Source organism: Paenibacillus sp. LHD-38 (assembly GCF_031157315.1).
Taxonomy (GTDB): domain Bacteria; phylum Bacillota; class Bacilli; order Paenibacillales; family Paenibacillaceae; genus Pristimantibacillus.
On the sequence record NZ_JAVIFU010000007.1, the window covers coordinates 13,036 to 34,809 of the forward strand.

Annotated in this window: 14 protein-coding genes; 10 read left to right on the plus strand and 4 right to left on the minus strand. The window is 48.4% G+C overall.

Annotated features, from left to right (window positions below):
* The first annotated feature begins 202 nt into the window (after nt 1–202).
* Both RCO25_RS07850 and RCO25_RS07855 read left to right on the plus strand, forming a co-directional pair.
* Nucleotides 203–1,972, plus strand: a complete 1,770-nt coding sequence (locus RCO25_RS07850) for a DUF5605 domain-containing protein (protein ID WP_308995588.1) — start codon at nt 203–205, stop codon at nt 1,970–1,972.
* 14 nt (nt 1,973–1,986) lie between these two features.
* On the plus strand, nt 1,987–3,099 hold the full coding sequence (locus RCO25_RS07855) for a glycoside hydrolase family 5 protein (protein ID WP_308995589.1): 1,113 nt from the start codon (nt 1,987–1,989) through the stop codon (nt 3,097–3,099).
* Between the two features lie 482 nt (nt 3,100–3,581).
* Here the strand turns inward: RCO25_RS07855 and RCO25_RS07860 are convergent, their stop codons facing one another.
* The 4 genes from RCO25_RS07860 to RCO25_RS07875 all read right to left on the minus strand — a co-directional run bounded on the left by RCO25_RS07860 (nt 3,582) and on the right by RCO25_RS07875 (nt 8,976).
* Nucleotides 3,582–5,960, minus strand: coding sequence for an ABC transporter permease (locus RCO25_RS07860; RefSeq protein WP_308995590.1), 2,379 nt, complete (start codon nt 5,958–5,960; stop codon nt 3,582–3,584).
* Nucleotides 5,961–5,965: 5 nt separating this feature from the next.
* The gene (locus RCO25_RS07865) at nt 5,966–6,724 is read right to left on the minus strand and encodes an ABC transporter ATP-binding protein (protein ID WP_308995591.1); all 759 of its coding nucleotides are present in this window, start codon (nt 6,722–6,724) and stop codon (nt 5,966–5,968) included.
* A gap of 95 nt (nt 6,725–6,819) precedes the next feature.
* Entirely contained in the window at nt 6,820–8,256 is a 1,437-nt protein-coding gene (locus RCO25_RS07870) for a sensor histidine kinase (RefSeq protein WP_308995592.1), read from the minus strand.
* A 21-nt stretch (nt 8,257–8,277) separates the two neighbouring features.
* The gene (locus tag RCO25_RS07875; RefSeq protein WP_308995593.1) at nt 8,278–8,976 is read right to left on the minus strand and encodes a response regulator transcription factor; all 699 of its coding nucleotides are present in this window, start codon (nt 8,974–8,976) and stop codon (nt 8,278–8,280) included.
* An 807-nt stretch (nt 8,977–9,783) separates the two neighbouring features.
* On the opposite strand from RCO25_RS07875, the gene RCO25_RS07880 reads away from it, so the two are divergent.
* The 8 genes from RCO25_RS07880 to hutU all read left to right on the plus strand — a co-directional run bounded on the left by RCO25_RS07880 (nt 9,784) and on the right by hutU (nt 21,765).
* On the plus strand, nt 9,784–10,764 hold the full coding sequence (locus RCO25_RS07880) for an ABC transporter permease (protein ID WP_308995594.1): 981 nt from the start codon (nt 9,784–9,786) through the stop codon (nt 10,762–10,764).
* A 46-nt stretch (nt 10,765–10,810) separates the two neighbouring features.
* The gene (locus tag RCO25_RS07885; protein WP_374992082.1) at nt 10,811–11,662 is read left to right on the plus strand and encodes a carbohydrate ABC transporter permease; all 852 of its coding nucleotides are present in this window, start codon (nt 10,811–10,813) and stop codon (nt 11,660–11,662) included.
* Nucleotides 11,663–11,734: 72 nt separating this feature from the next.
* Nucleotides 11,735–13,357 carry an extracellular solute-binding protein gene (locus RCO25_RS07890; protein ID WP_308995751.1) on the plus strand — a complete coding sequence of 541 codons (1,623 nt, stop codon included), beginning with the start codon at nt 11,735–11,737 and terminating at the stop codon, nt 13,355–13,357.
* 102 nt (nt 13,358–13,459) lie between these two features.
* On the plus strand, nt 13,460–15,199 hold the full coding sequence (locus RCO25_RS07895) for a sensor histidine kinase (RefSeq protein WP_308995596.1): 1,740 nt from the start codon (nt 13,460–13,462) through the stop codon (nt 15,197–15,199).
* Entirely contained in the window at nt 15,196–15,912 is a 717-nt protein-coding gene (locus RCO25_RS07900) for a response regulator transcription factor (RefSeq protein WP_308995597.1), read from the plus strand. Before RCO25_RS07895 ends, RCO25_RS07900 begins: the two co-directional genes overlap by 4 nt.
* 20 nt (nt 15,913–15,932) lie before the next feature.
* Nucleotides 15,933–18,299: a glycoside hydrolase family 95 protein gene (locus RCO25_RS07905; RefSeq protein ID WP_308995598.1), complete on the plus strand. Its 2,367-nt coding sequence runs from the start codon at nt 15,933–15,935 to the stop codon at nt 18,297–18,299.
* 229 nt (nt 18,300–18,528) lie between these two features.
* Nucleotides 18,529–20,070 (plus strand): histidine ammonia-lyase, encoded by a 1,542-nt coding sequence (hutH, locus tag RCO25_RS07910; RefSeq protein ID WP_308995599.1) that lies wholly within the window; start codon nt 18,529–18,531, stop codon nt 20,068–20,070.
* Nucleotides 20,071–20,091: 21 nt separating this feature from the next.
* Nucleotides 20,092–21,765, plus strand: a complete 1,674-nt coding sequence (hutU, locus tag RCO25_RS07915) for a urocanate hydratase (protein WP_308995600.1) — start codon at nt 20,092–20,094, stop codon at nt 21,763–21,765.
* Nucleotides 21,766–21,774: the final 9 nt, after the last annotated feature.

Consider the following 21,774-nt stretch of genomic DNA (forward strand, 5'->3'; position numbering starts at 1 on the left):
AGCTTTCAATATGGCGACTATGAGTTTGTGTTTTGACGACTTGCCGAAATGCGGGAGGAAGTCAGATTATCGAAAGCGGAAAGTCGTATTATTGGTGGGTGTTCTGCCGGATAGTTCTTTAGAATGAGAATCAAAGCAATAGTATAGAAAATGATTATACACAGCAAGGCAAAAAACCAGAACAGTAGGGAGATCAATGAACATGACCTTTACCGAGAAGACCCGCATTGGCACGATCTACAAAAATGAAGCGGCCCGCGGGGTTATCATGCGCCGGATACCGGCGCTGCACACAGCTGCGCCGCATATCACGTCCCTCTTCAAGAGCCTGTCCCTGGATCAATACTACCAATTCAATCAAGAAGAGCTGTCGCAGCCGGATTGGATAGCAGAAACGCTGTCCGAGCTGGCTGATATACCTTATGAAGTGTTAACCCTAGAGCCGGAACCCGAAATGATTCCGACCGCAGATTACGAGCCTTCCGGTGTCCCGTCCGCTTCCGCTGTCGTTCAGGCGCCTGCCCGGGCCGAACAATGGGGCGTTTACGAAATCGAAATTAAGGGCCCGAGCCACGGCAATCCCTTCACGGAAGTTTCCCTTCATGCCGAGTTCAGTTCAGGCGGCACGACCGTCCGAATGGGGGGATTCTACGATGGAGACGGGATATACCGTATTCGCTTCATGCCGGATATCCATGGTGACTGGAAGTTCCGTACATCCAGCAATGCGCGGTCGCTCGATGGTATTGAAGGAGCCTTCCGGAGCGTGGAGCCTTCACCAGGCAACCACGGCCCTCTGCGTGTGAAGGATACTTTTCATTTTGCCTACGCAGACGGAACATCTTACATTCCTGTGGGGACAACCTGTTACGCCTGGACTCACCAAGGGGACGAATTGGAGGAACAGACGCTCGAAACGTTGAAAGCTTCCCCGTTCAATAAGATGAGGATGTGCGTGTTTCCAAAATCGTACCTGTTCAACGAGAACGAACCGGTCTATTATCCCTTCGAAGGATCCTTGGCGGAAGGCTGGGATTACACCCGACCCAATCCAGCATTCTTCGAGCACCTCGAGAAACGCATAGCCGATTTGGACATGCTGGGCATCGAGGCGGACCTCATTCTGTTTCATCCTTACGACCGCTGGGGCTATTCGGAAATGCCTCCAGCAGCGGACGACCGTTATCTTCGCTATATCACGGCAAGGCTTTCCGCATACCGCAACGTGTGGTGGTCGCTGGCAAATGAGTATGATCTTATGTGGTCCAAGGAGGAGGACGATTGGGAGCGGTTTGCAAAATTAATCAAAGAAAACGACCCGGCCAACCATCTCATTTCGAACCATAATTGCCTAAGCTTTTACGATTATAGCAAGCCCTGGGTTACGCATTGCAGTATCCAGCGCATCGACGTCTACAAAACCTCGGAGGCAACGAACGAATGGCGCGAAAAGTGGAAAAAGCCCATCGTGATCGACGAGTGTGCATACGAGGGGGATATCGATCAAGGCTGGGGCAACATCAGCGGAGAAGAGATGACCCGCCGTTTCTGGGAAGGCGCAGTTCGCGGGGGATACGTAGGCCATGGCGAAACCTATCTCAATGCGGAAGAAATTCTATGGTGGTCCAAAGGCGGTAAACTGACGGGAACGAGTCCGGATCGGATTGCTTTTCTTCGCGGAATTACGGAAGAAAGCCCCGGAGGCGTGCTCAATCCGCTGCCGTCCGACTGGGATGTGCCTTGCGCGGGAATCAAGGACGAATATTACTTGTATTATTTCGGATTCAACCAGCCTCGTTTCCGGAAATTCAACCGCAAGCCGGGAATCCGATACCAGGTCGAAGTGATCGATACTTGGATGATGTCCATAGAGAAGCTTCCGGGTACTTATGAGGGTTCTTTCCGAATCGAGCTTCCGGGGAGAGCGTACATGGCAGTGAGACTAACGAAGGTTGACACGAAACACGAATGAAAAGGAGAACCAAAATGAAACAAATCAAAGGTGTTAACCTAGGGAATTGGCTTGTCTTGGAAAAATGGATGAATCCCGTTATGTTCTCTGGAACAGAATGCGAAGATGAAACATGGCTATGCAGAACTTTGCCCCATGATATAAAAGTCGACAGATATACCCAACACAGAGCTACCTACATTACGGAACGTGACTTTGCTTATATTGCAAGCAAAGGATTAAACACTATACGTATCCCCGTTCCCTATTTTATCTTCGGGGATGTAGAACCATTTGTAGGTTGCGTAGAGTATCTAGACAAGGCATTCAACTGGGCAGAGAAATACCATCTTCAGATTCTGATCGACCTGCATACGGTTCCGGGGAGCCAGAATGGTTTTGACAACGGCGGAATTTGCGGAGTGTGCAAATGGAGCCAGAATCCGGAGGCAGTGGAGTTTGTGCTGACACTGCTGGAGCGTCTGGCGCAGCGCTATGGAACTAGGGAAGGATTATGGGGCATTGAGATCCTCAATGAGCCTATTTCTGAAGAAGTGTGGAATCTTGTCATCGATCGCTATCCGGCAGTCGATAAGGAAGAGGCGGAGGGTTCCGGTCCGGTACCGAGCGAGTTTCTGCGAAACTTCTATATTGAGGCCTACCAAAGAATGAGGAAGTATTTACCGGTAGATAAGGTTATTGTATTCCATGACGGGTTCCGGCTCCACGAGTGGAAGGACTTCATGAGACAAGAGGAGTTTGTAAATATTGTTCTCGATACGCATTTGTATCTGATGATAGCAGAAGTAATGGGCTGTGAGAAGAATTTGGATGCCTACATCCATTACATCGATAATAACTTCGCTAAAGATGTTACCGAGATGCAGGCCTATTTCCCGGTCATCGTTGGAGAGTGGTGCCTCTTTAACAATACCGAGGGCCTGAAAGAAATGAACGAAGAAGAGCGGAAGCGCCTCTATATGAAAATTGCTAACGCGCAACTGCAAGCTTGGGAGAAGGGGCAGGGTTGGTTTTACTGGAGCTACAAATTACTGTTGGATACGGTCGGCGATTCAGCGTCAGAAGGCTGGGACAGCTGGGATATGGGCAAGAGCATTGAGCAGGGGTGGCTGCCTGATCGGTATTGATGCGCAGAATTCCGGTATCCATTTAGCATGCCGAACGCCAATTTAGTTTCTGTAGAGAATAATGTAGGATATAGTACAGGTAGCGTAAGGACTGTAGAGAGATTCTCGGCAGTCTTTCTATTTACAGCCAAGCCGTGTGATAATCAGGATCTTCTCCTGATTGTCGCCCGGCTTTTTCGCGCTCTTTGTCCCAATAAACATATTTATGTTCCATTAAATCCGAATCTACTCCCGTGAATGGAAATTTTGCGTGAATCATCTGTTTAAGAGGGAGAGGGGCAGAGCCTCATCAGGTGGAAGGGCTGCTGAAAACGAACCTCTATTTCCGATATTTGAAATTCACCATTTTCACTACCGCAGTTGGTCTTATGAAGGATGGCAGCTTCAACCAGTGTGTACCAAAGCTACCGGAAATCGAGAGATAAAAGCGAGTGGAGAAGGCAGTCCCTCGTTTGTCACCTCCTTCGCTTAGCTGATGCCTGTTATTCAACTACAAGAATTCGAGGCGAAGCTTTCCGAATGACTTTGGATGATGCCCATGAGCCGAGCGCAGCTGACAGAATGCTTATGCAAGCCACGGCTATAATACCGCCCCAGTTTAGAATGACCTTTAATTGAACAATACCGTAGCTCGATAGAATAGTTTCTAATAGGACAGGGAGCAGGTAAACGCCTGCTACTATGCCTAGCAGGGCTCCTACGGCCGCTAGAGCGGTTATGCCTAGAGTGATGGACAATCGGATTCGGTTGGAGGTCATGCCTATCGATTTATAAATACCATAGGTTTTGCTCTCAATCCGAATATTAATGCGGCAGGTGCTGTAAATAATAATAAAGGTCACGAAAATAAAGAGCAGTCCCATCAGGCTCATCGGGTAGATTAGAATATTAGCGGCTTCCTTGAAGACGGAATCGAGAAGCGTCTGCTGCGTTACGACAGAGGTTGACTCCTTGAATCCGTCATTCAGATCGCGGACGACTGCATCGGCTTGCGATAGACTGTTCACGTTAATGAAGGCGACATCCATTTCGTTGTAGCCAGGGCTAACCGTTCTTACTCCCTCGATGGTCATTCGAGCGGAATTGGACATATTCGAGATCGCTTGATAAATGCCTGTGATGATCAGGGATTGTTTCTTGCCTTCGATATACACCTCGATAACATCGCCCAGTTTTTTGTCCAAGCTCCTCGCCACATTTACTCCAATAGCGATTTCGTTCTTTTGGCGAGGGTTATGGCCTGTCACCGTCGCGAAACCAAACTTCTCGTAGCTTCCATCCAATACGCTTAAATAGATGCTTAGGTTAGGAGCGTTAGTTTTCCCCATGTTCGGAGCGGGTTCCGAATTGACGATAGCGGTCAGATTGCCCTGCCACCCAAAGTCTTTAATTCGGGAATCGGAGGTCAAGGCCTTCTCGAATTCAGCACGCGGGAAGGTGGATTTATTGATAACCATGGCTGCAATGTTGGCTGAATCATAGCCCCATTTCGCCGCTGTTTGCTGGATCCCAATGATGCTGCTCAGCACCACATATCCTAGCACAAGCACCGAGGATGCCATCAGGGTCAATACAAGCATTAAAGCAGAGCCCTTCAGATTTTTAATCAGGTTTCTTAAACCGATTTTGCGCGCGCCGGTCGAATTCATCCTTGATTTTATTTTGTTGTTTTCCATCTCGGATATGCCGTAGCGTATCGCTTGTACCGGCTGCACGGAACGTGCTTTCTTGGCATATAAGACGACGCACAGTAGAACGAGTACAAATAAAAGCAGTCCGACGAGAAGGGCAGCGCCGATTCCTTGAATGTTGAGATCAGAATGGTCCGTTCGAAGTGAGGATACAGAAAGATTGATGATAACTTTGGACAGCATGGTACTTAGCGCCAATCCGGGAATTATCGCAATGACAGACAGGAAGCCATATTGAATGACATAGGTGCTGATCGTTCGACGAGAGGTCAGCCCTAATGATTTCAAAACGCCTACCGTTTTGTAATTGGCAAGAATCGCATCAGAAATCGTGAAGCCGATTGTGATTAGCGCAATAAGCATCATGACTAAACCAAGGAAAATCATGACAAAGCCTATAATCTGATTAATGATCAGATAGAAGGAGGATATGCCCTCGAATTCCATTTTGGATTCCAAGAAAGGAGTGCCAAGCTCGCTCGTGAAGCGATCCCAATAACCGGTGTTCGCGCTGTAATCATCAAAGCGCAATCCCATCATATAGTTGTCTTCACCCTCAAGTGCAGTGAACTTGCTCTGATAATCCTCGCTATTCATCCATACGCGTGCCGTGTTCGTAAACGGTGCTCCGTAGGGAACATCAATGACGATAGCGGATACCTTTAGCTCCAAAGGCGCCTTGCCGGTATTGAAACCAATGGTATCGCCGACGGCAATATTATTGGCGTAAGCCATGGAAGTCGGAACCCATACCGTGCCCTTCTCCGGTCTGGCACTTTGCTGGCCCTCTGCAAAAACAAGCTTATCAACGCCAATAGGAAGCTTCGGCATATCCATCATGAATAAATAAAGATTCGGAATATCTTGCTCTTGATGGGTAATCCCCGATAAGGTGCGGTAGCGCATGAGACTCGATACATCGACGCCTGTTTGTGATTCCCACCATTGATGGATAAGCTCGGGATTATGAAGCCCTTTCTCGAAGGTTAGGATTTGATGGGAGCCATTGGTCTGGTTGTGCATATCGGTAAACAGATTTCCAGTGTTTGAAATGATAATGGTTGCTGTAGCGACAAGCAGGGTGGATAACAGGATGAGCAGTGCAATGAACAGGTTCTGTATTTTGCTCTTTTTGAGGTATGACAAGCTAAGCGTCCAAACGGCAGACATCAAGATTACTCCTTCCCCGAAACGAAAGAAAAGATCATGGATTCTCTGTCCAGGGTATTCTTGTCGTCGAACTTCTCGAATTCAAGGATGCCGCCGATCTTGCCGTCTCTAATAAAGATCAGCCGGTCGGCCCGGCAAGCGGCCTTAATGTCATGGGTAACCATGACGACAGTCTGGCCTTGTCGGTTCATCTTGGTCAGAATATCAAGAACGGCTTTGCCGTGGTCGTAATTCAAGCTTCCGGTAGGCTCATCCGCGAAGATGATGTCGGGGGAATTAATTAACGCTCTGGCAATGGCGGCGCGCTGCTGCTGCCCGCCCGAGGTTTGAGAGGGAAGCCGGTTGTTTTGGCCTTCAATGCCCATGGCATTGATTAGCTCATGTGCTTTGGCCTTTACTTTATTTTTTTTGTTCCCGGCAATGTAACCAGGCAACGAAACATTGTCCAGGATCGAAAGATCCGGAACCAAGTTGATGCTTTGATAGATATAACCGATTTTCCTGGTGCGAAAGTCGGAAAGTTCTTTTTCGTTATATTGGTCAATGCGCTGATCGCGGAAATATACCTCGCCGGCTGTGACGTTATCGAGCCCGCTTAACAGATAGAGCAAGGTGGATTTACCCGATCCGGAATTCCCCATAATGACGGTGAACTCCCCTTCGTGAATCTCCAGATCAAGATTCCGAATCGCATGATACTGCTCATTGCCGGTGTTGTAGGTTTTGCAAAGATTTCTTGCATGAATAATCGCTTTCTTAGCCATTGGTTATCACTCCCAGTTTCTATGTAAGTAATAGTATAGATCCTCGATCTTTAAAAAAGCTTATCAAGTTATTAATAAACTATTACAGTGGAAACTTAGCATAACGGGAGTGTAAAATGGAATGTAGTTCCTTGTCCCTCCTTGCTCTTGAAGGAAATGGAACCCCCATGCGCCTCAATGATGGTCTTGCAAATTGAAAGGCCGAGTCCTGTGCCCTCTTGGGCGAAGGTATTGCCCTCTGTTTTCGCTTTTCCTCTGAAATAACGCTCGAATAGAAAAGGCATGTCCTGTGGCAAGATGCCTCTTCCTGAATCCGTAATGGTGAATTTCAGCTGTGCGGACGCAAGCTCTACGCCAATCCGGATGGTGTCGCCCCGCGAGGTGTGCTTTAGTGCATTGGATACAAGATTCGTAATGACCTGCTCTATGCGGACGGCGTCGATCGGGATGAGTACATTCGGTATGTCCTGGGACTCGATGTAGTTCACGCCGTTTGTGCGCACATAATGGCCAATCGGTTTTAAAATATCCTGAAGGACGTTCAAACTATACTGCTCCTTAGGATCTACTGAAATTTGGCCCAGCTCCTGCAAGGCATGAATGAGCAGGTCCTCTATGAGCCGGGCCATTTTGTCCGTGTTGCTCCGCATCACTTCGACATATTCCATCATCGTTTCTGTATCTGGACACACTCCCTCTAGTATCGCTTCAATATAGGCTTTTATGGTAGTAAGAGGTGTTTTGATCTCATGAGAGATATTTGTAATCAGCTCTTTCTGCGCTTTCAAATGTTTGACTCTCTGTGTGCTTAGATGCTTAATTTCCATTCTCATTTGGTCGAACGTGGCATATAGGTCGCCTAGCTCATCCATTCGGGCATAATTGGTTTTCTCCTCGTAATTTCCTTTTAAGATCGCTTCGGAATGGTGCTTAAGCGTATGAATGGGCGAGATAAGATGGTGCTTGATTTTGTTTCTTACCATAATCAGCATAATTGCTAATATTAGGGAAAATGAAATCGCGAGAAAAAATATAGCAAGAGGAATATGATTGGATTTTTGGCTATAAACCATGTCTTTAGGCAGGTAAAATAGGGCGTTTCCGGTTTGCGTTCGGGATACTTCGTCTATGACGGGAAAAGCAATTTTAAAGAGGTTGCCCTCTTGTTCCGCATCATGCAAATCATAGTGCAGAGAAGTACTCAGGTTCAAGCGGGGAGCCGGCATGGACTGAAAGGAGGTGAAGGCAACCGTTCCGTCCAATTCCGCATATATCATGTTCATTTCGTTGTGTGTAGACATCGTGTCCAAAGTCTCTTGTACCTTCTTGTTTCTGATATCTCCGCTGTTCTGCTCCAAATAGAGAAGGATGGGGTTCACCGCCAACCGTGCTTGGTTAATGACGTATTTTGGGTTGGATTCACTGTCATTATTAAAAATATAGAGAAGCAAGCAAGCAATGCATGCGGTCATGATGATAAGAATTACCGTAACGGCTGTTAACCATTTTTTTAACCAAAGGCTCAAAGACATGTGTCATCTCCAATCGTATGCTTAGTCCAGACTGAACTTATATCCTACGCCCCATACTGTCTTCAGATAGGCAGGATGGGATGGATCCGCTTCGATTTTCTCCCGCAGCCTGCGTATATAAACCGTAACCGAATTCTCGTCACCGTAAGAGTCATATCCCCAAACCGCATCTAGCAATTGGGTTTTGGAGAACACCTGGTTTTTATGGCTGGCCAAATGATAGAGCAGCTCAAACTCTTTCGCGGAGAGGGCAGCCTCTTTGCCGTCAACCGTTACTTTGTAAGCCTTTTTGTCGATAACGAGATTTCCCAGACTTAGCGAGTGAGGATCTTGCTGCGCGACAGCCATGCTTTCATATCGGCGGAAGTGGGCATTGATCCGGGCTAATAATTCGCTTAATGAGAAGGGCTTTGTCATATAGTCATCCGCACCGAAACCAAGGCCAAGGACTTTATCGGTATCACTCCCTCTGGCGCTTAAAATAAGGATAGGGACGTTGCTTTTCTCGCGAATTTCTCTGCAAAGATCTATGCCGTCTATATCCGGAAGCATTATATCGAGAATAATATAATCCGGCTGCAGAAGCTCCATCATGTGCAAGCCGTCTTTCCCATTTCCTGCGATAGCAGTCTCGAATTTGTTCTTAGTTAAATAGTCCCTTAGAATGCGCGAGATATCCTTCTCGTCTTCTATGATAAGTATAGTTTTTTGTCGATTCATCGTTATTCACCATTTTCAATGTTTGATTTGAGTAGCTAAACGAAAAAAAATAACTTTCAAAATTGGTTATATATCCATTTCTTTGAAGGTACTAAGTATGAAGTCGAATGCGGCTGATGCATGTAGGGCTTATATTATGCCGCAGGCATCGTTAACCTCTGCATAAACCTTGAAAGGCCGAGGTATACACACAGCTGGAGCTGCGCACAGAGCCATATTGAACCTAATTCATGGTCGGAATTCCCTTTTCATTCTACTTTATTTTCCATTTTTTTAATAGGCTGAGCAAAGCTCGTAGTATTGATAATGAATACATATGCACTTGAAGTCGCTTAAGAAAAGAACTTAGTCTTTGCATGATCCAATCGGCACGGACTATGAAGTCAATGAGATTACGCTGATCGATATCCTATCCTCGGTACCGAGGCAGATTTTATCGTGGATAAGGTGGGCACTGAGAATACAATTATTCACATGGACAAGAATGCCCCGTAAAAGGGGAACCGTATTTTATAATAGGTGAAATCATGGATCTTAAAAACTTTGGTCGACATCCATCATCATGGCGGGGATGAGCGGACGCAGAGCATATCACGCGGCAGCTGCTCATTATGTATCTAGATCACAAAAATGAAGAGGTCATTTCCATTATACTCCCCAAAAAAGAGTTGAATTTAGCCTTGATTTAGGTTCGAAATTCACGAAGCTCAGTGTATTTGGCCTTAAAAAATGACAACGCTTTCTTAAGAATGTTGTCTTTTAAACGCTAGAGCAGGAGAGTAAGATTAACACAAAGGAGGATAGCATATGAACTTTGAGACAGATTTGGCAACACCGTTTAAAGCAAAACGCCACCAGCAGATATGGAAGCGCTTCAAAAAACAAATTGTGCTTCAATTATTTGTGGGAATGGGCATGGTATTCCTGCTGATATTTTCCTTCACGCCGATGTTCGGGGTTGTGATGGCTTTCAAAGACTACTCGATCGTCACCGGCATAAAGGGGATTTTTACGAGCGATTGGGTGGGACTTAAATATTTTGACGAATTCGTCAATGATTATCGATTTGGTCAAATTGTTAGAAACACGCTCGTCCTAAGCTTCCTCAAAGTGATCTTCGCGTTTCCGGCACCTATTTTGTTCGCGATTTTACTGAATGAAGTAAGACACATGGCGTTCAAACGGTTTGTGCAAACGGTAAGCTATCTTCCGCATTTCATTTCGTGGGTCGTTGTGGTAGGCATCGCGTTCTCTTTTCTATCAGCCGATATCGGGATCATAAACAAGTTACTGGTCAAAATCGGTCTCATTGACATGCCGCTGGATATCCTCACAAACGCGAACTATTTCTGGGGACTAGCTGTCGGCAGCGCGGTGTGGAAGGAAATGGGCTGGTGGACGATTATTTTCCTGGCGGCGATAGCAGGCATCAATCCTGCGCTTTATGAGGCGGCTCAAATCGATGGCGCGGGAAGACTGTCCCGAATTCGACATGTTACGTTTCCTGGCATCAAAGGAACGATTGTTGTGGTGCTAATTCTGACAATTGGCAGTATTCTTGGCGGCGGACTGGTAGGATCCAACTTCGAACAAGCCTACTTGCTCGGCAACGATGTCAATAACCCGACGTCGGAAATCGTACAAACCTATGCATTCAAGGTCGGGTTGGCGGATGGCAGATTCTCCTACGCTGCCGCAATCGATCTGATCCAGTCGATTATTTCCGTTTTGCTGATCTTCTCCAGCAATTACATTGCGAAGAGAGTTTCGGGCTCGAGTCTATTTTGAAGTCAAGGAGGGCAGTCATTTGCTGACAACTCAGAAACAGAAGGATATGCTGCTGGACAGCGTCATTTACGTTTTATTGTTCTGCATCATGATCGCAACTTTATATCCATTTTATTACGTACTGGTCATTTCGTTCAATCAAGGCAAGGACTCCTTGCTAGGCGGCATCTATTTATGGCCCAGAAGCTTTTCATTGGAGAACTATGCCACATTCCTTACGGATTCCAATTGGTATAATTCACTGCTCATTACCGTTGCCCGTACCGGAGTAGGAACGCTGCTCGGCGTGTTGTTCACCTCTCTAGTCGCTTACGGATTGTCGCATAAGGACCTTCTGTTTAGCAAAGGTTACTTTGCCGTAATCATTTTTGCCATGTACTTCTCGGGCGGACTGATCCCTTATTACGTCGTACTGCGATCGGTCGGACTTCTGAATACGTTCGGTGTTTATGTTATTCCATCGATGCTTAGTACCTTCTTTTTGCTGATCGCAATATCTTTTTTTCGGGAAATACCCCTTGAGCTAAAAGAATCTGCATATATAGACGGGGCTAATGAATTCGTAATTTTCTTTAAAATTATTCTTCCGGTTTCAACCCCTCTTCTTGCGACCATGTCGCTATTTCTCGGGGTGGGACAATGGAACTCGTGGCTGGATTCGGCATATTTCGTGCAATCGGACTCTCTGAGGACGCTGACCTTCAGGATGATGGAAATTATCAACAAGAGCAACATCCCGATTGAGTCTGTAGGTGCCGCGGCCAGCGCGTCCGGCGTCACTAATTATTCGCTGCAGGTTACATCCATGGTGGTTTCGATCGCCCCCATCGTTTGTGTTTATCCTTTTTTGCAAAAGTATTTCGTTAAAGGCATCATGCTGGGGTCGGTAAAAGGTTAGTCGATCGTCAATATCGTTATTAAAGCACCCGCTTTGATAATATAAACAACAAAACATGGAGGGGTTTTCTTGATGCGAGGTCAACGAACAAAACGGTTGGTACTGTCGCTGTCCATTATCATGTTGCTGACTATTTTGTCCGCATGCAGCGGAGGTAACTCGGGAGAAGGCAGCAATAAGGGCAACAACAAGGGCAACAACAAGGGCGCCAATGTTTCGGCCGAGGAGCCAGGCGCCGACAATTCGGACACCGAAACGGCTGCCGGCAATCAGGATGTCGAAGAATTGACGTTATTCATTAACCACAGTTGGTACCCTATAAAAGAATGGAAAGGATCGGTGGCTGATAAAATCACTGAGAAAACCGGCGTTAAGCTCAAGGTTACAGTAGCTACGGATGACAAACAGCTGCCGCTTATGATCGCATCCGGCGATTTGCCCGATCTGATTTTCACAGCCTCCGATATTGACAGGCTCTCTAATTCGAACATTTCGCATCCATGGAATGAACTGGTCGAGAAGTATGCACCGAATTTTGAAATCGATCCCACGCGGATCGCGATTAATACGATGGAAGACGGCAATTTCTATACCATACGTAATGCGTTTGCGACTGAGCAGGAATGGGAGACCAACAAGTATGCGCTAGGCAATGACGGCAACCCGGGTATAGCCGTGCGCGAGGACATTATGAACGAACTTGGCAACCCGGAATTGAAAACACTGGACGACTTTGTAAAGCTTCTGGGCATGGTGAAGGAGAAACATCCCGAGTTGGTTCCCCTCGTCATGGATAAAAACTGGATCGAATCTTATTTCATGACACAGTTTGGCATCGAAGCCGGCTTTGGATCCTGGTACGAAAAAGAAGGGAAAGCAGAGTATTACCTTAAACATCCCAAAATGCTTGAATTCTTCAAGTTTATGAACAGCCTATACCGCAACGGATATATTCTGGCGGAAAATTTCGCGCACGCCAACGATCAAATTGATGATGAATACGCGGTCAGCGGAAAAGCCTTCGCGCATAGCCATACGGTCAGCATTGCGGAACGCGACAACATCTCCACCAAGCAGAACGGTGCGGCTTATACGTTTAAGATGATCCCGAGCGCGCTATCGGAAGAAGCCGTGCGCGTGAATACCGGGGTGGGCTGGTCCGGCACTTTCATTACGAAAAACAACAAAAATCCTGAGAAATCAATCAAACTGCTGCAGTTCCTCGCCAGTGACGAAGGAAAGAAACTTACCATGTTCGGCATCGAAGGCGAACATTGGACATGGAACGAAGAGGGGTATCCGAATCTAAAATACAATACAGCTGACTCCGATTTCGTCAACAGTAACGGCATTAAATGGTGGTTCCTTTATTCGGATGCCATTGTAGAGGGACTTTGGGGGTATGTACCGGGTACCCAAACAACCCAGGCTTTGCTGGAGACGAAGGCGATTACTACGTACAAACCGGAGGTCGGAATGATTCAGGTCAAAGCCGATTCTGAAGAAAAAACGATCAAAACAAAGATCGACGAGATGGTTACTAATGAGAAAGTGAAGATCTATCTCGCGAAATCCGAAGAAGAGGCCGTTCGGAGCTATGAAACGATGATGAAAACCGCCGAGAAGATCGGGCTGCAAAAGCTTGACGCTTGGGCCAACAAAACGTTCGAGGAGAAACAATCTTTGTTTAAATAACGCGAATAATCCGGTAGGGGCCTTCGAAGCCTCTACCGGATTTTGCGGGCTCATGATACCCTGAAAAGGAACAGATGAGGAATGATGCAGGGGGGAGCGGTCATGAGCATTGTCAGGAAGATCATTCTAGGATATGTCGTCATCATTTTCATCCCCGTGATTGTATTCGGGATCTATTACTACAACCAAATCTACGGAAACTTAACGCATCAGCTCGTCGACGGGCGGCAAAAGATTCTCGAACAAGCCTATTCCAACTTGCGGGCGGATATGGTCCGAATTGAATCGATACACAGGCTGCTTCAGTACAATCCTTACGTAACCGATTATTTGGACGGGATGTATGAAAGCGAATCTGAAAGCGTATACGCCTATCTTAGATACATAAGTCCATTGTTTACCCAATCGATGTTCGTCAACAGCGAAATCGAATCCATCATGATCTATAAACGAAAGGATGAGGTCTTCCCGATTGCAAAGCAATTTCTGGATAAAGATGACATTGATCCAGCATTGCGGCCAGTCATCGATCATTTGAAGCCGGGAAGCGGGATATGGATTCGGCAGGCGGACGGACAATCCGAGCCTTCATTTATATACTATCAGGATATTTATAATAACTATATTACTGAGAAAATAGGCTTGCTCGAAATCAGGATCAGCCACGAAATGATTCGGAAGTTTTATGAGGCGGCAGGCGCCGGAAACCATTGGAGCGCCTTGTTGTTCTCGGAGGAAGGCGATTTGTTATTCTCTACAGGCCGGCATTCGACTGCCGATAACCGTGCGTTGATGGAATTGATCGCAGGCCGGGATGCCGACGGCTATTTCATTACCCGCAAGTCGATTGTCAATCAATTGTACATCGAGGATTTGGGCGTTCGAGTCGTGGTTACCGGTCAGGTCGAAGACGTATTTCAAACGGTGAGACGGAAGGAAATGTTCCTAATCGCAGCGATTGTCGTTCTTCTCGTCGTTCTATCGGTTATCTATTATTTCCTCGCATCGACGATTGCCAAACGTATCCTGCGATTGGCGCGGCATATGCGGACGATTCGCGACGATAACCTAAAAGTAATGATCAACCGTCAGGACAACCAAGACGAGATTGGGTTTCTTACTTCAACCTATAATGCGATGATTCAGCGCATGGATGAACTCATTAACAATGTCCACCGTGCCGAAATCCTAAACAAGGAAGCGGCGTATAAGGTGCTTCAGGCGCAGATCAAGCCGCATTTTCTATATAACACGCTCGAAACGATCCGGATGCTGGCGGAAGCCAACAATGATAAAGAAGTCGCTGACATTTCGTATTGGTTCGGGCGACTTATGCGGTATAGTTTGTCTTCTCAGAAAGACGATACTGTGCTCAGGAGCGAGATCGAAACGGTCATGTTTTATTTGAACATTCACAAGATGCGGGTCCGGGACCGGCTCGACTATCAGTTCGAGATTGTTGCGCAGGCCGACAAGATACAATGCCCCCGGTTTATGCTGCAGCCTCTTGTCGAGAATAGCGTCATCCATGGATTATCTGTCCTTCGGCCGGTCCAGATCAAGCTGCTCGTCGAGGAGATCGACGGGTATGTCCGCATCGTCATTGCCGACAACGGAGCAGGCATTCCAATGGATAAGCTCGAAGGAATACAAACGCTCTTGACGCGCGGACTCGATGCAAAAGCGATTCAATCTGATGAGGGAGGCTTAGGGCTGTACAACGTGAGTGAGCGAATCAAGGCATTCTACGGCGGGGAGTCTCGTCTTGAGATCGAGAGTGAGCGGGGGAAAGGCACGACATTGACGTTATTTCTATTGAAAAAGGCGGTATCTGTTACATGAAAATATTGATTGTGGATGACGAACCTTTAATCCTGCAGGGACTCGTCAAAATCGTCAAAGAGGCCGCCCCCGACCAAACGGAGGTCATTGCTGGCAACAACGCATACGAAGCGCTGGAGTTAATGAAGAATAATAAGCCTGATGTTACCTTAACTGATCTCAATATGCCTGAGATAGATGGATTCGAATTGATCCACGAAGCTAAGCAGCACGATCTATGTCAACGGTTTATTATTTTGACCGGTTATGATGAATTCGAATATGCGCGCAAGGCGATACGCGCAGGCGTCGTAGACTACTTGCTCAAACCGATCAACAAGGATGAGATTGCCGTATTGCTGCATCAGATATTCAAAGAGCTTCCCATTGATGCCGATTCCGATTATCGACACCATGCAGCCAAAATTCTCTCTTACATCGACAGGAATTACTCGCAGGAACTTTCGCTGGATATGCTCGCCGAATATATGAATCTGCACCCGAACTATATCTGCAGCCTATTTAAAAAAGAAACCGGGGCGACGTTTATCCATTATTTGAATACCTTGCGTATCAACGAAGCGAAAAAACTTTTGGTAGAGATCCACCAGATTCCGGTCAATATGATCGGCAGCAAGGTAGGCTATGAAAATCGGCATTACTTCAATAAAGTGTTTAAGAAGTATACAGGAGTTACGCCGGGCAAATATCGTGAGGACAGATCTAACAATTAACGGAGCAGGAGTGATTAACGTTGAAGTTATTTTATCAAACGCCGGCGGCCAGATGGACGGAAGCACTGCCGCTCGGAAACGGACGGCTTGGAGCCATGGTTTTCGGGGGAATCGAGACGGAGCGGTTGCAATTAAACGAGGATTCTCTCTGGTCCGGTGAGCCGAAAGACGGGACAAATCCAGGTGCGCTAAAGGTAATTCCGGAAATTAGACGTTTAATAAATGAAGGATTGTATGTTGAAGCAGATGAGCTCAGCAAAGAAGCGATGGGGCCGTATACGCAGTCTTATATGCCTTTGGGGGATTTGGGCCTTCATTTCTATCACGGCAATCTAGCAGATGATTACACCCGCGAATTGGATCTAGAGACGGCAGCTACAATAGTTCGATATAGGATCGGCGATGTTATCTATAAGCGAACTAGTTTTATATCTAATCCGGACCAGACATTAATTATCCGTTTGGAGTCGAGCACGCCAGGCATGTTGAATTTTACGGCGAAATTATGGAGTCCTCTCCAGCATCATACGGACTGGAAGACCGATCGTATTCTGATGAAAGGAAATGCACCGGTACATGTTGACCCGAATTATTACCGCACAAGCACTCCGATCGTTTATGGAGAAGATGTAGGTATTCATTTTGACGGAAGGCTTGGCATTAAACTCGAGGATGGAAGCTTATCTACAGATCACGATGGTATGCATGTGAAATCCGCAACAAACGTGACGCTCGTATTCAGCGCTGCGACCAGCTTTAATGGATTCGATCGTAATCCCGTCACAGACGGGGTGGACCCTGAAGCTATCGCAGAGAAATTTTTAACTGCTGCGCTTGAGAAAAGCTATTCCCATTTATACGACTCGCATCTTAAAGATTATCTTCATTTATATCAACGCGTATCACTAGATTTGGGAGAGTCCAATACAGATGCGGACAAGCCGACGGACATTCGAATATCGCAGTATGGATCAAAGGATAAGAAGCTCGTAGAACTATTATTTCAATTTGGCCGTTATTTGTTGATTTCCAGCTCTAGAAGTGGAACACAGGCTGCTAATTTACAAGGAATATGGAACAAGGATGTAAGGCCGCCATGGAGCAGCAACTATACGTTAAATATCAATGCGGAAATGAATTACTGGCTTGCCGAGACTTGTAACTTATCCGAGTGTCACGAACCACTGCTCACATTTACGAGAAACCTGTCACAGACGGGAGCGGATACGGCACGTATAAATTACGGAGCGCGAGGATGGGTTGCCCATCATAACAGCGATATCTGGTGTCAATCGACGCCGGTTGGTGATTTCGGAGAAGGGGATCCCTCTTGGGCAAGCTGGTTTATGGCCGCACCTTGGTTATGCCAGCATCTATGGGAGCATTATGCGTTTGGCAGAGATATTGCTTATCTGCGGGAAAAGGCTTATCCGGTTATGAAAGAAGCAGCGCTCTTCTGCCTCGACTGGCTGCAGGAGGAGCCTGATGGAAGTTTGGCAACCTCGCCTTCGACATCACCTGAACATAAATTTATTACGGAAGAGGGTTCAATGGCCGCTGTGAGCAAAGGCGCAACGATGGATCATGCCTTAATCTATGAATTATTTACGAACTGCATCGAAGCTGCAGGTGTACTGGAAACGGATGATGCTCTGCAGAAAGAACTTGCCCATGCAAGAGCAAGGTTAACCCCGTACAAGATCGGGAAGCATGGTCAGCTTCAGGAGTGGCTTCATGATTTCGATGATCAAGATATTTATCATCGTCATGTTTCACACTTGTATGGCGTCTATCCCGGTTGTCAGTTGACTCCCGATTCGGAGCTTGAAATGTTCAAAGCAGCACAACGCTCACTAGAGAGACGAAGCGATATCGGTACAGGATGGAGCCTTGCATGGAAGCTGAGCCTATGGGCTCGTTTCGGGGACGGGAACCGCGCACACGGTTTAATTGACAACGTGTTGAATTTGGTGCGGGAAGATAAGGCTGGCGTTACAGGAGGAGGCGTTTATCCGAACCTGTTCGGTGCTCATCCGCCATTCCAAATCGATGGTAATTTCGGATTTACCGCAGGTGTTGCTGAAATGCTGATGCAATCGCATACGGGTTCCATTCATCTGCTTCCCGCGCTGCCAGATACCTGGGAGTCCGGATCAGTAAAAGGCTTGCGTGCAAGAGGCGGTTTCGAGGTAGATATGGCTTGGAGCAACGGTGTGCTTATTAAAGCCATCATTACGTCGTTAAACGGTGGTGTTTGCCGCGTTAAGGCAGCATTACCTATTGAAGTGGAAACCGACAACTTGTCAATATCATTTCAAGATGCCGGGAATGGCGTCATTATTTTTGATACGTTGCCTGGAATGACCTATACGATTAAGCAAGCATGATAGAAATTCTCTAAGTATGAAGAAGAGGGAATAAAGACGATATCTGCTCATAAAGCAGAAGGAGCATGAAGAAGAAACCGAGGGCATATCATTCTATTAGAGCATAAAGCGTAATAAAAGCAACGGTCGAGCCTGAAGTAGACAGCCATTCCGTGTCCAGTGATTAGAAGCCGATACCTTACCCAGGGTATTGGCTTTTTTAATTACTCAGAGAAAGGCAGGTGCCAACATGTTGCCAATGGACGAAAATGCGCTGTCCGTTGACGGCGGTACGATGACCCTTGAACAAGTGATCCGGGTAGCCCGCTATAAGGAGCGGGTGCAAATCAGTCAAAGCTGCCTTGATCAAATGGCGATTAGCCGGGCGTACGTCGAGAAGTTGCTTCGCGAGAAGCGGGTGGTATATGGGCTGACGACCGGTTTTGGCAAATTCAGTGATACTTATATTTCGGCGGAAGACACGAAGCGGATGCAGCTGAATCTCATTCGAAGCCATGCCTGCGGGATTGGACCGCCGCTGACGGAGGAAGCGGTAAGAGCGACCATGCTGCTGCGCGTAAATGCTTTATCGCTGGGCTATTCCGGCATCCGGCCGGGGGTTGTTCAACTGCTGGTTGATATGTTGAATGCCGGAGTGACGCCGGTCATCCCGGAGCAAGGATCGCTTGGGGCAAGCGGGGATTTAGCGCCGTTGTCGCATCTGGCGCTCGTGCTGGTCGGCGAAGGAGAAGCCTGCTTTCTCGGCGATCGGCTGCCTGGCAACGAGGCGATGGCCCAAGCCGGCTTAAAGCCTATCGCGCTGGAGGCCAAGGAAGGTCTCGCCTTGATTAACGGGACGCAGGTGATGACGGGGATCGGGGCGCTCGCTTGTTATGACGCCGTCAATTTAGCTGGTTGGGCGGATTGTGCGGCGGCGTTAACGGCTGAGGCGCTTCGCGGCATTCGCGACGCTTTCGAACCGTTTACCCACGCGCTTCGCCCGCATCCCGGACAGGGACAATCCGCCGCGAATATTCAGCGTTTGACGCAGGGCAGCCGGTTGATGACGGGGCAGGGAGAGTTGCGCGTGCAGGACGCTTATTCGATCCGCTGCGCGCCGCAGGTTCATGGCGCCAGCCGGGACGCGCTGCGATATATCCAGGAGAAGCTGGAGATCGAAATGAATGCGGCAACGGACAATCCGCTTATTTTCGCTGCAGAGAATCGTGTCATTTCCGGAGGTAATTTCCACGGTCAGCCGATCGCCTTAGCGATGGATCATCTTGCCATCAGTGCTTCCGAGCTCGCCAGCATCTCGGAACGCCGTATCGAAAGACTCGTCAATCCGTCTTTGAACGAGAAGCTTCCTCCTTTTCTGGCGAAGGACGGGGGCGTCCAGTCCGGCTTTATGATCGCCCAATATACGGCTGCCGCGGTAGTGTCCGAGAATAAGTCGCTTGCGCATCCGGCAAGCGTAGACTCGATCCCCTCGTCGGGGAACCAGGAGGATCACGTCAGCATGGGGACGATCGCGGCCCGCAAGGCGAATCAGATTGTGTTAAACGCCTATTCGGTGCTAGCTATCGAGCTGCTGTGCGCAGCTCAAGCCGCCGATTTTCGCGGTCAGGAGAATCTGGGTAAGGGAACGAAATGGATTTATGACCAGTGCCGCGAGTATGTGAGCTTCATGGATGAAGACCGCGTGTTGTCAGGCGATATTCGCGTCATGGCGGAATGGATGAGAAAGACCAATGTGCGGGAAGCCATCGCGTCCGTCGTCCGGATTGAATAATTGGATTGGAGGTTTGACGCTATGAAGGAACGAGTCGTTCGTGCGCCGCGCGGCGCTGTGCTGAATACGAAGGGCTGGGTCCAAGAAGCGGCGCTGCGCATGCTGATGAACAATCTGGATCCGGAGGTGGCCGAATATCCGGGAAAGCTCGTCGTCTACGGGGGAATTGGTAAAGCCGCGCGAAATTGGGAGAGCTTCGATGCTATCATCGATACGCTGAAGCAGCTGGAGGACAACGAGACGATGCTGGTGCAATCCGGTAAGCCGGTCGCGGTCTTCCAGACCCACCGGGACGCGCCGCGCGTGCTGCTCGCCAACTCGAACCTGGTGCCGGCATGGGCGAATTGGGATACTTTTCACGAGCTGGACAGGAAGGGGCTTATGATGTACGGCCAGATGACGGCAGGCAGCTGGATTTATATTGGCAGTCAAGGCATCGTTCAGGGCACTTATGAGACGTTCGCTGAATGCGCCAGGCAGCACTTCGGCGGTACTTTGAAAGGAACGATTACCGTAACGGCCGGCCTCGGCGGAATGGGAGGTGCTCAGCCGTTAGCCGTCACCATGAACGAAGGCGTACTGATCGGGATCGACGTTGACAAGACACGAATCGAGAAGCGAATTCATTCGAGTTATTGTGATTGCGTACTGGAAAGCCTGGATGACGCGATCTCACTTGCGGTCGAGGCTAGGGCGGAGGGGCGGGCGTTATCCATCGGTCTGGTCGGCAATGCGGCTGAGGTACTGCCGGAAATGCTGCGCCGCGGATTCATCCCGGATATTATAACGGATCAAACCTCGGCTCACGATCCGCTGAATGGTTATTTGCCGGCGGGCTTATCATTGGCGGAGGGCAGCAAGCAACGCGGGGAAGATCCGGCGACTTATGTCAGGAAGGCAAAAGAGAGCATGGCTGTGCATGTGAACGCGATGCTCGAGATGAAGCGGCTCGGTGCCATCGCCTTCGACTACGGAAACAATATTCGCCAGGTTGCTTACGATGAAGGTGTGGAGGACGCCTTTTCTTTTCCGGGTTTTGTCCCCGAATACATCCGTCCGCAGTTTTGCGAAGGGCGGGGTCCGTTCCGCTGGGCGGCGTTATCTGGCGATCCAGAGGATATATACAAGACCGATGAAGTGATCCTGAAGACGTTCGCCCACAATGAACGTTTATGTAAATGGATCCGAATGGCGCAGGCCAAAATCGCCTTCCAGGGCCTGCCGTCCCGGATCTGCTGGCTTGGCTACGGCGAGCGGGCGTTGTTCGGCCAAATCATTAACGATATGGTCGCTTCCGGGGAGCTGTCGGCTCCGATCGTGATTGGGCGCGACCATCTTGACGCAGGCTCCGTGGCATCGCCAAATCGCGAGACGGAGGCGATGCGTGACGGCAGCGATGCGGTCGCGGATTGGCCGATTCTGAACGCGCTCCTCAATACGGCGGCCGGCGCAAGCTGGGTATCGCTGCATCAAGGCGGCGGCGTAGGTATGGGTTATTCCATTCACGCCGGCATGGTTGTCGTCGCGGACGGCTCGAAGGAGGCGGAGGCGCGATTGGAACGCGTTTTGACGACCGATCCGGGCATGGGCATAGTCCGCCATGCGGATGCCGGCTATGATCTGGCAATCGATACCGTTAAGAAGATGGGAATTCGGATGCCGATGGCGGACAGACAGGTGACCGGAAAGGAGTGATACTACCCG

What these genes read in the sequence shown, in the direction of transcription:
- RCO25_RS07850 (WP_308995588.1), top strand. Translation starts at nt 203, where the DNA reads ATGACCTTTACCGAGAAGACCCGCATTGGCACGATCTACAAAAATGAA.
- RCO25_RS07855 (WP_308995589.1), top strand. Translation starts at nt 1,987, where the DNA reads ATGAAACAAATCAAAGGTGTTAACCTAGGGAATTGGCTTGTCTTGGAA.
- RCO25_RS07860 (WP_308995590.1), bottom strand. Translation starts at nt 5,960, where the DNA reads ATGTCTGCCGTTTGGACGCTTAGCTTGTCATACCTCAAAAAGAGCAAA.
- RCO25_RS07865 (WP_308995591.1), bottom strand. Translation starts at nt 6,724, where the DNA reads ATGGCTAAGAAAGCGATTATTCATGCAAGAAATCTTTGCAAAACCTAC.
- RCO25_RS07870 (WP_308995592.1), bottom strand. Translation starts at nt 8,256, where the DNA reads ATGTCTTTGAGCCTTTGGTTAAAAAAATGGTTAACAGCCGTTACGGTA.
- RCO25_RS07875 (WP_308995593.1), bottom strand. Translation starts at nt 8,976, where the DNA reads ATGAATCGACAAAAAACTATACTTATCATAGAAGACGAGAAGGATATC.
- RCO25_RS07880 (WP_308995594.1), top strand. Translation starts at nt 9,784, where the DNA reads ATGAACTTTGAGACAGATTTGGCAACACCGTTTAAAGCAAAACGCCAC.
- RCO25_RS07885 (WP_374992082.1), top strand. Translation starts at nt 10,811, where the DNA reads ATGCTGCTGGACAGCGTCATTTACGTTTTATTGTTCTGCATCATGATC.
- RCO25_RS07890 (WP_308995751.1), top strand. Translation starts at nt 11,735, where the DNA reads ATGCGAGGTCAACGAACAAAACGGTTGGTACTGTCGCTGTCCATTATC.
- RCO25_RS07895 (WP_308995596.1), top strand. Translation starts at nt 13,460, where the DNA reads ATGAGCATTGTCAGGAAGATCATTCTAGGATATGTCGTCATCATTTTC.
- RCO25_RS07900 (WP_308995597.1), top strand. Translation starts at nt 15,196, where the DNA reads ATGAAAATATTGATTGTGGATGACGAACCTTTAATCCTGCAGGGACTC.
- hutH (WP_308995599.1), top strand. Translation starts at nt 18,529, where the DNA reads ATGTTGCCAATGGACGAAAATGCGCTGTCCGTTGACGGCGGTACGATG.
- hutU (WP_308995600.1), top strand. Translation starts at nt 20,092, where the DNA reads ATGAAGGAACGAGTCGTTCGTGCGCCGCGCGGCGCTGTGCTGAATACG.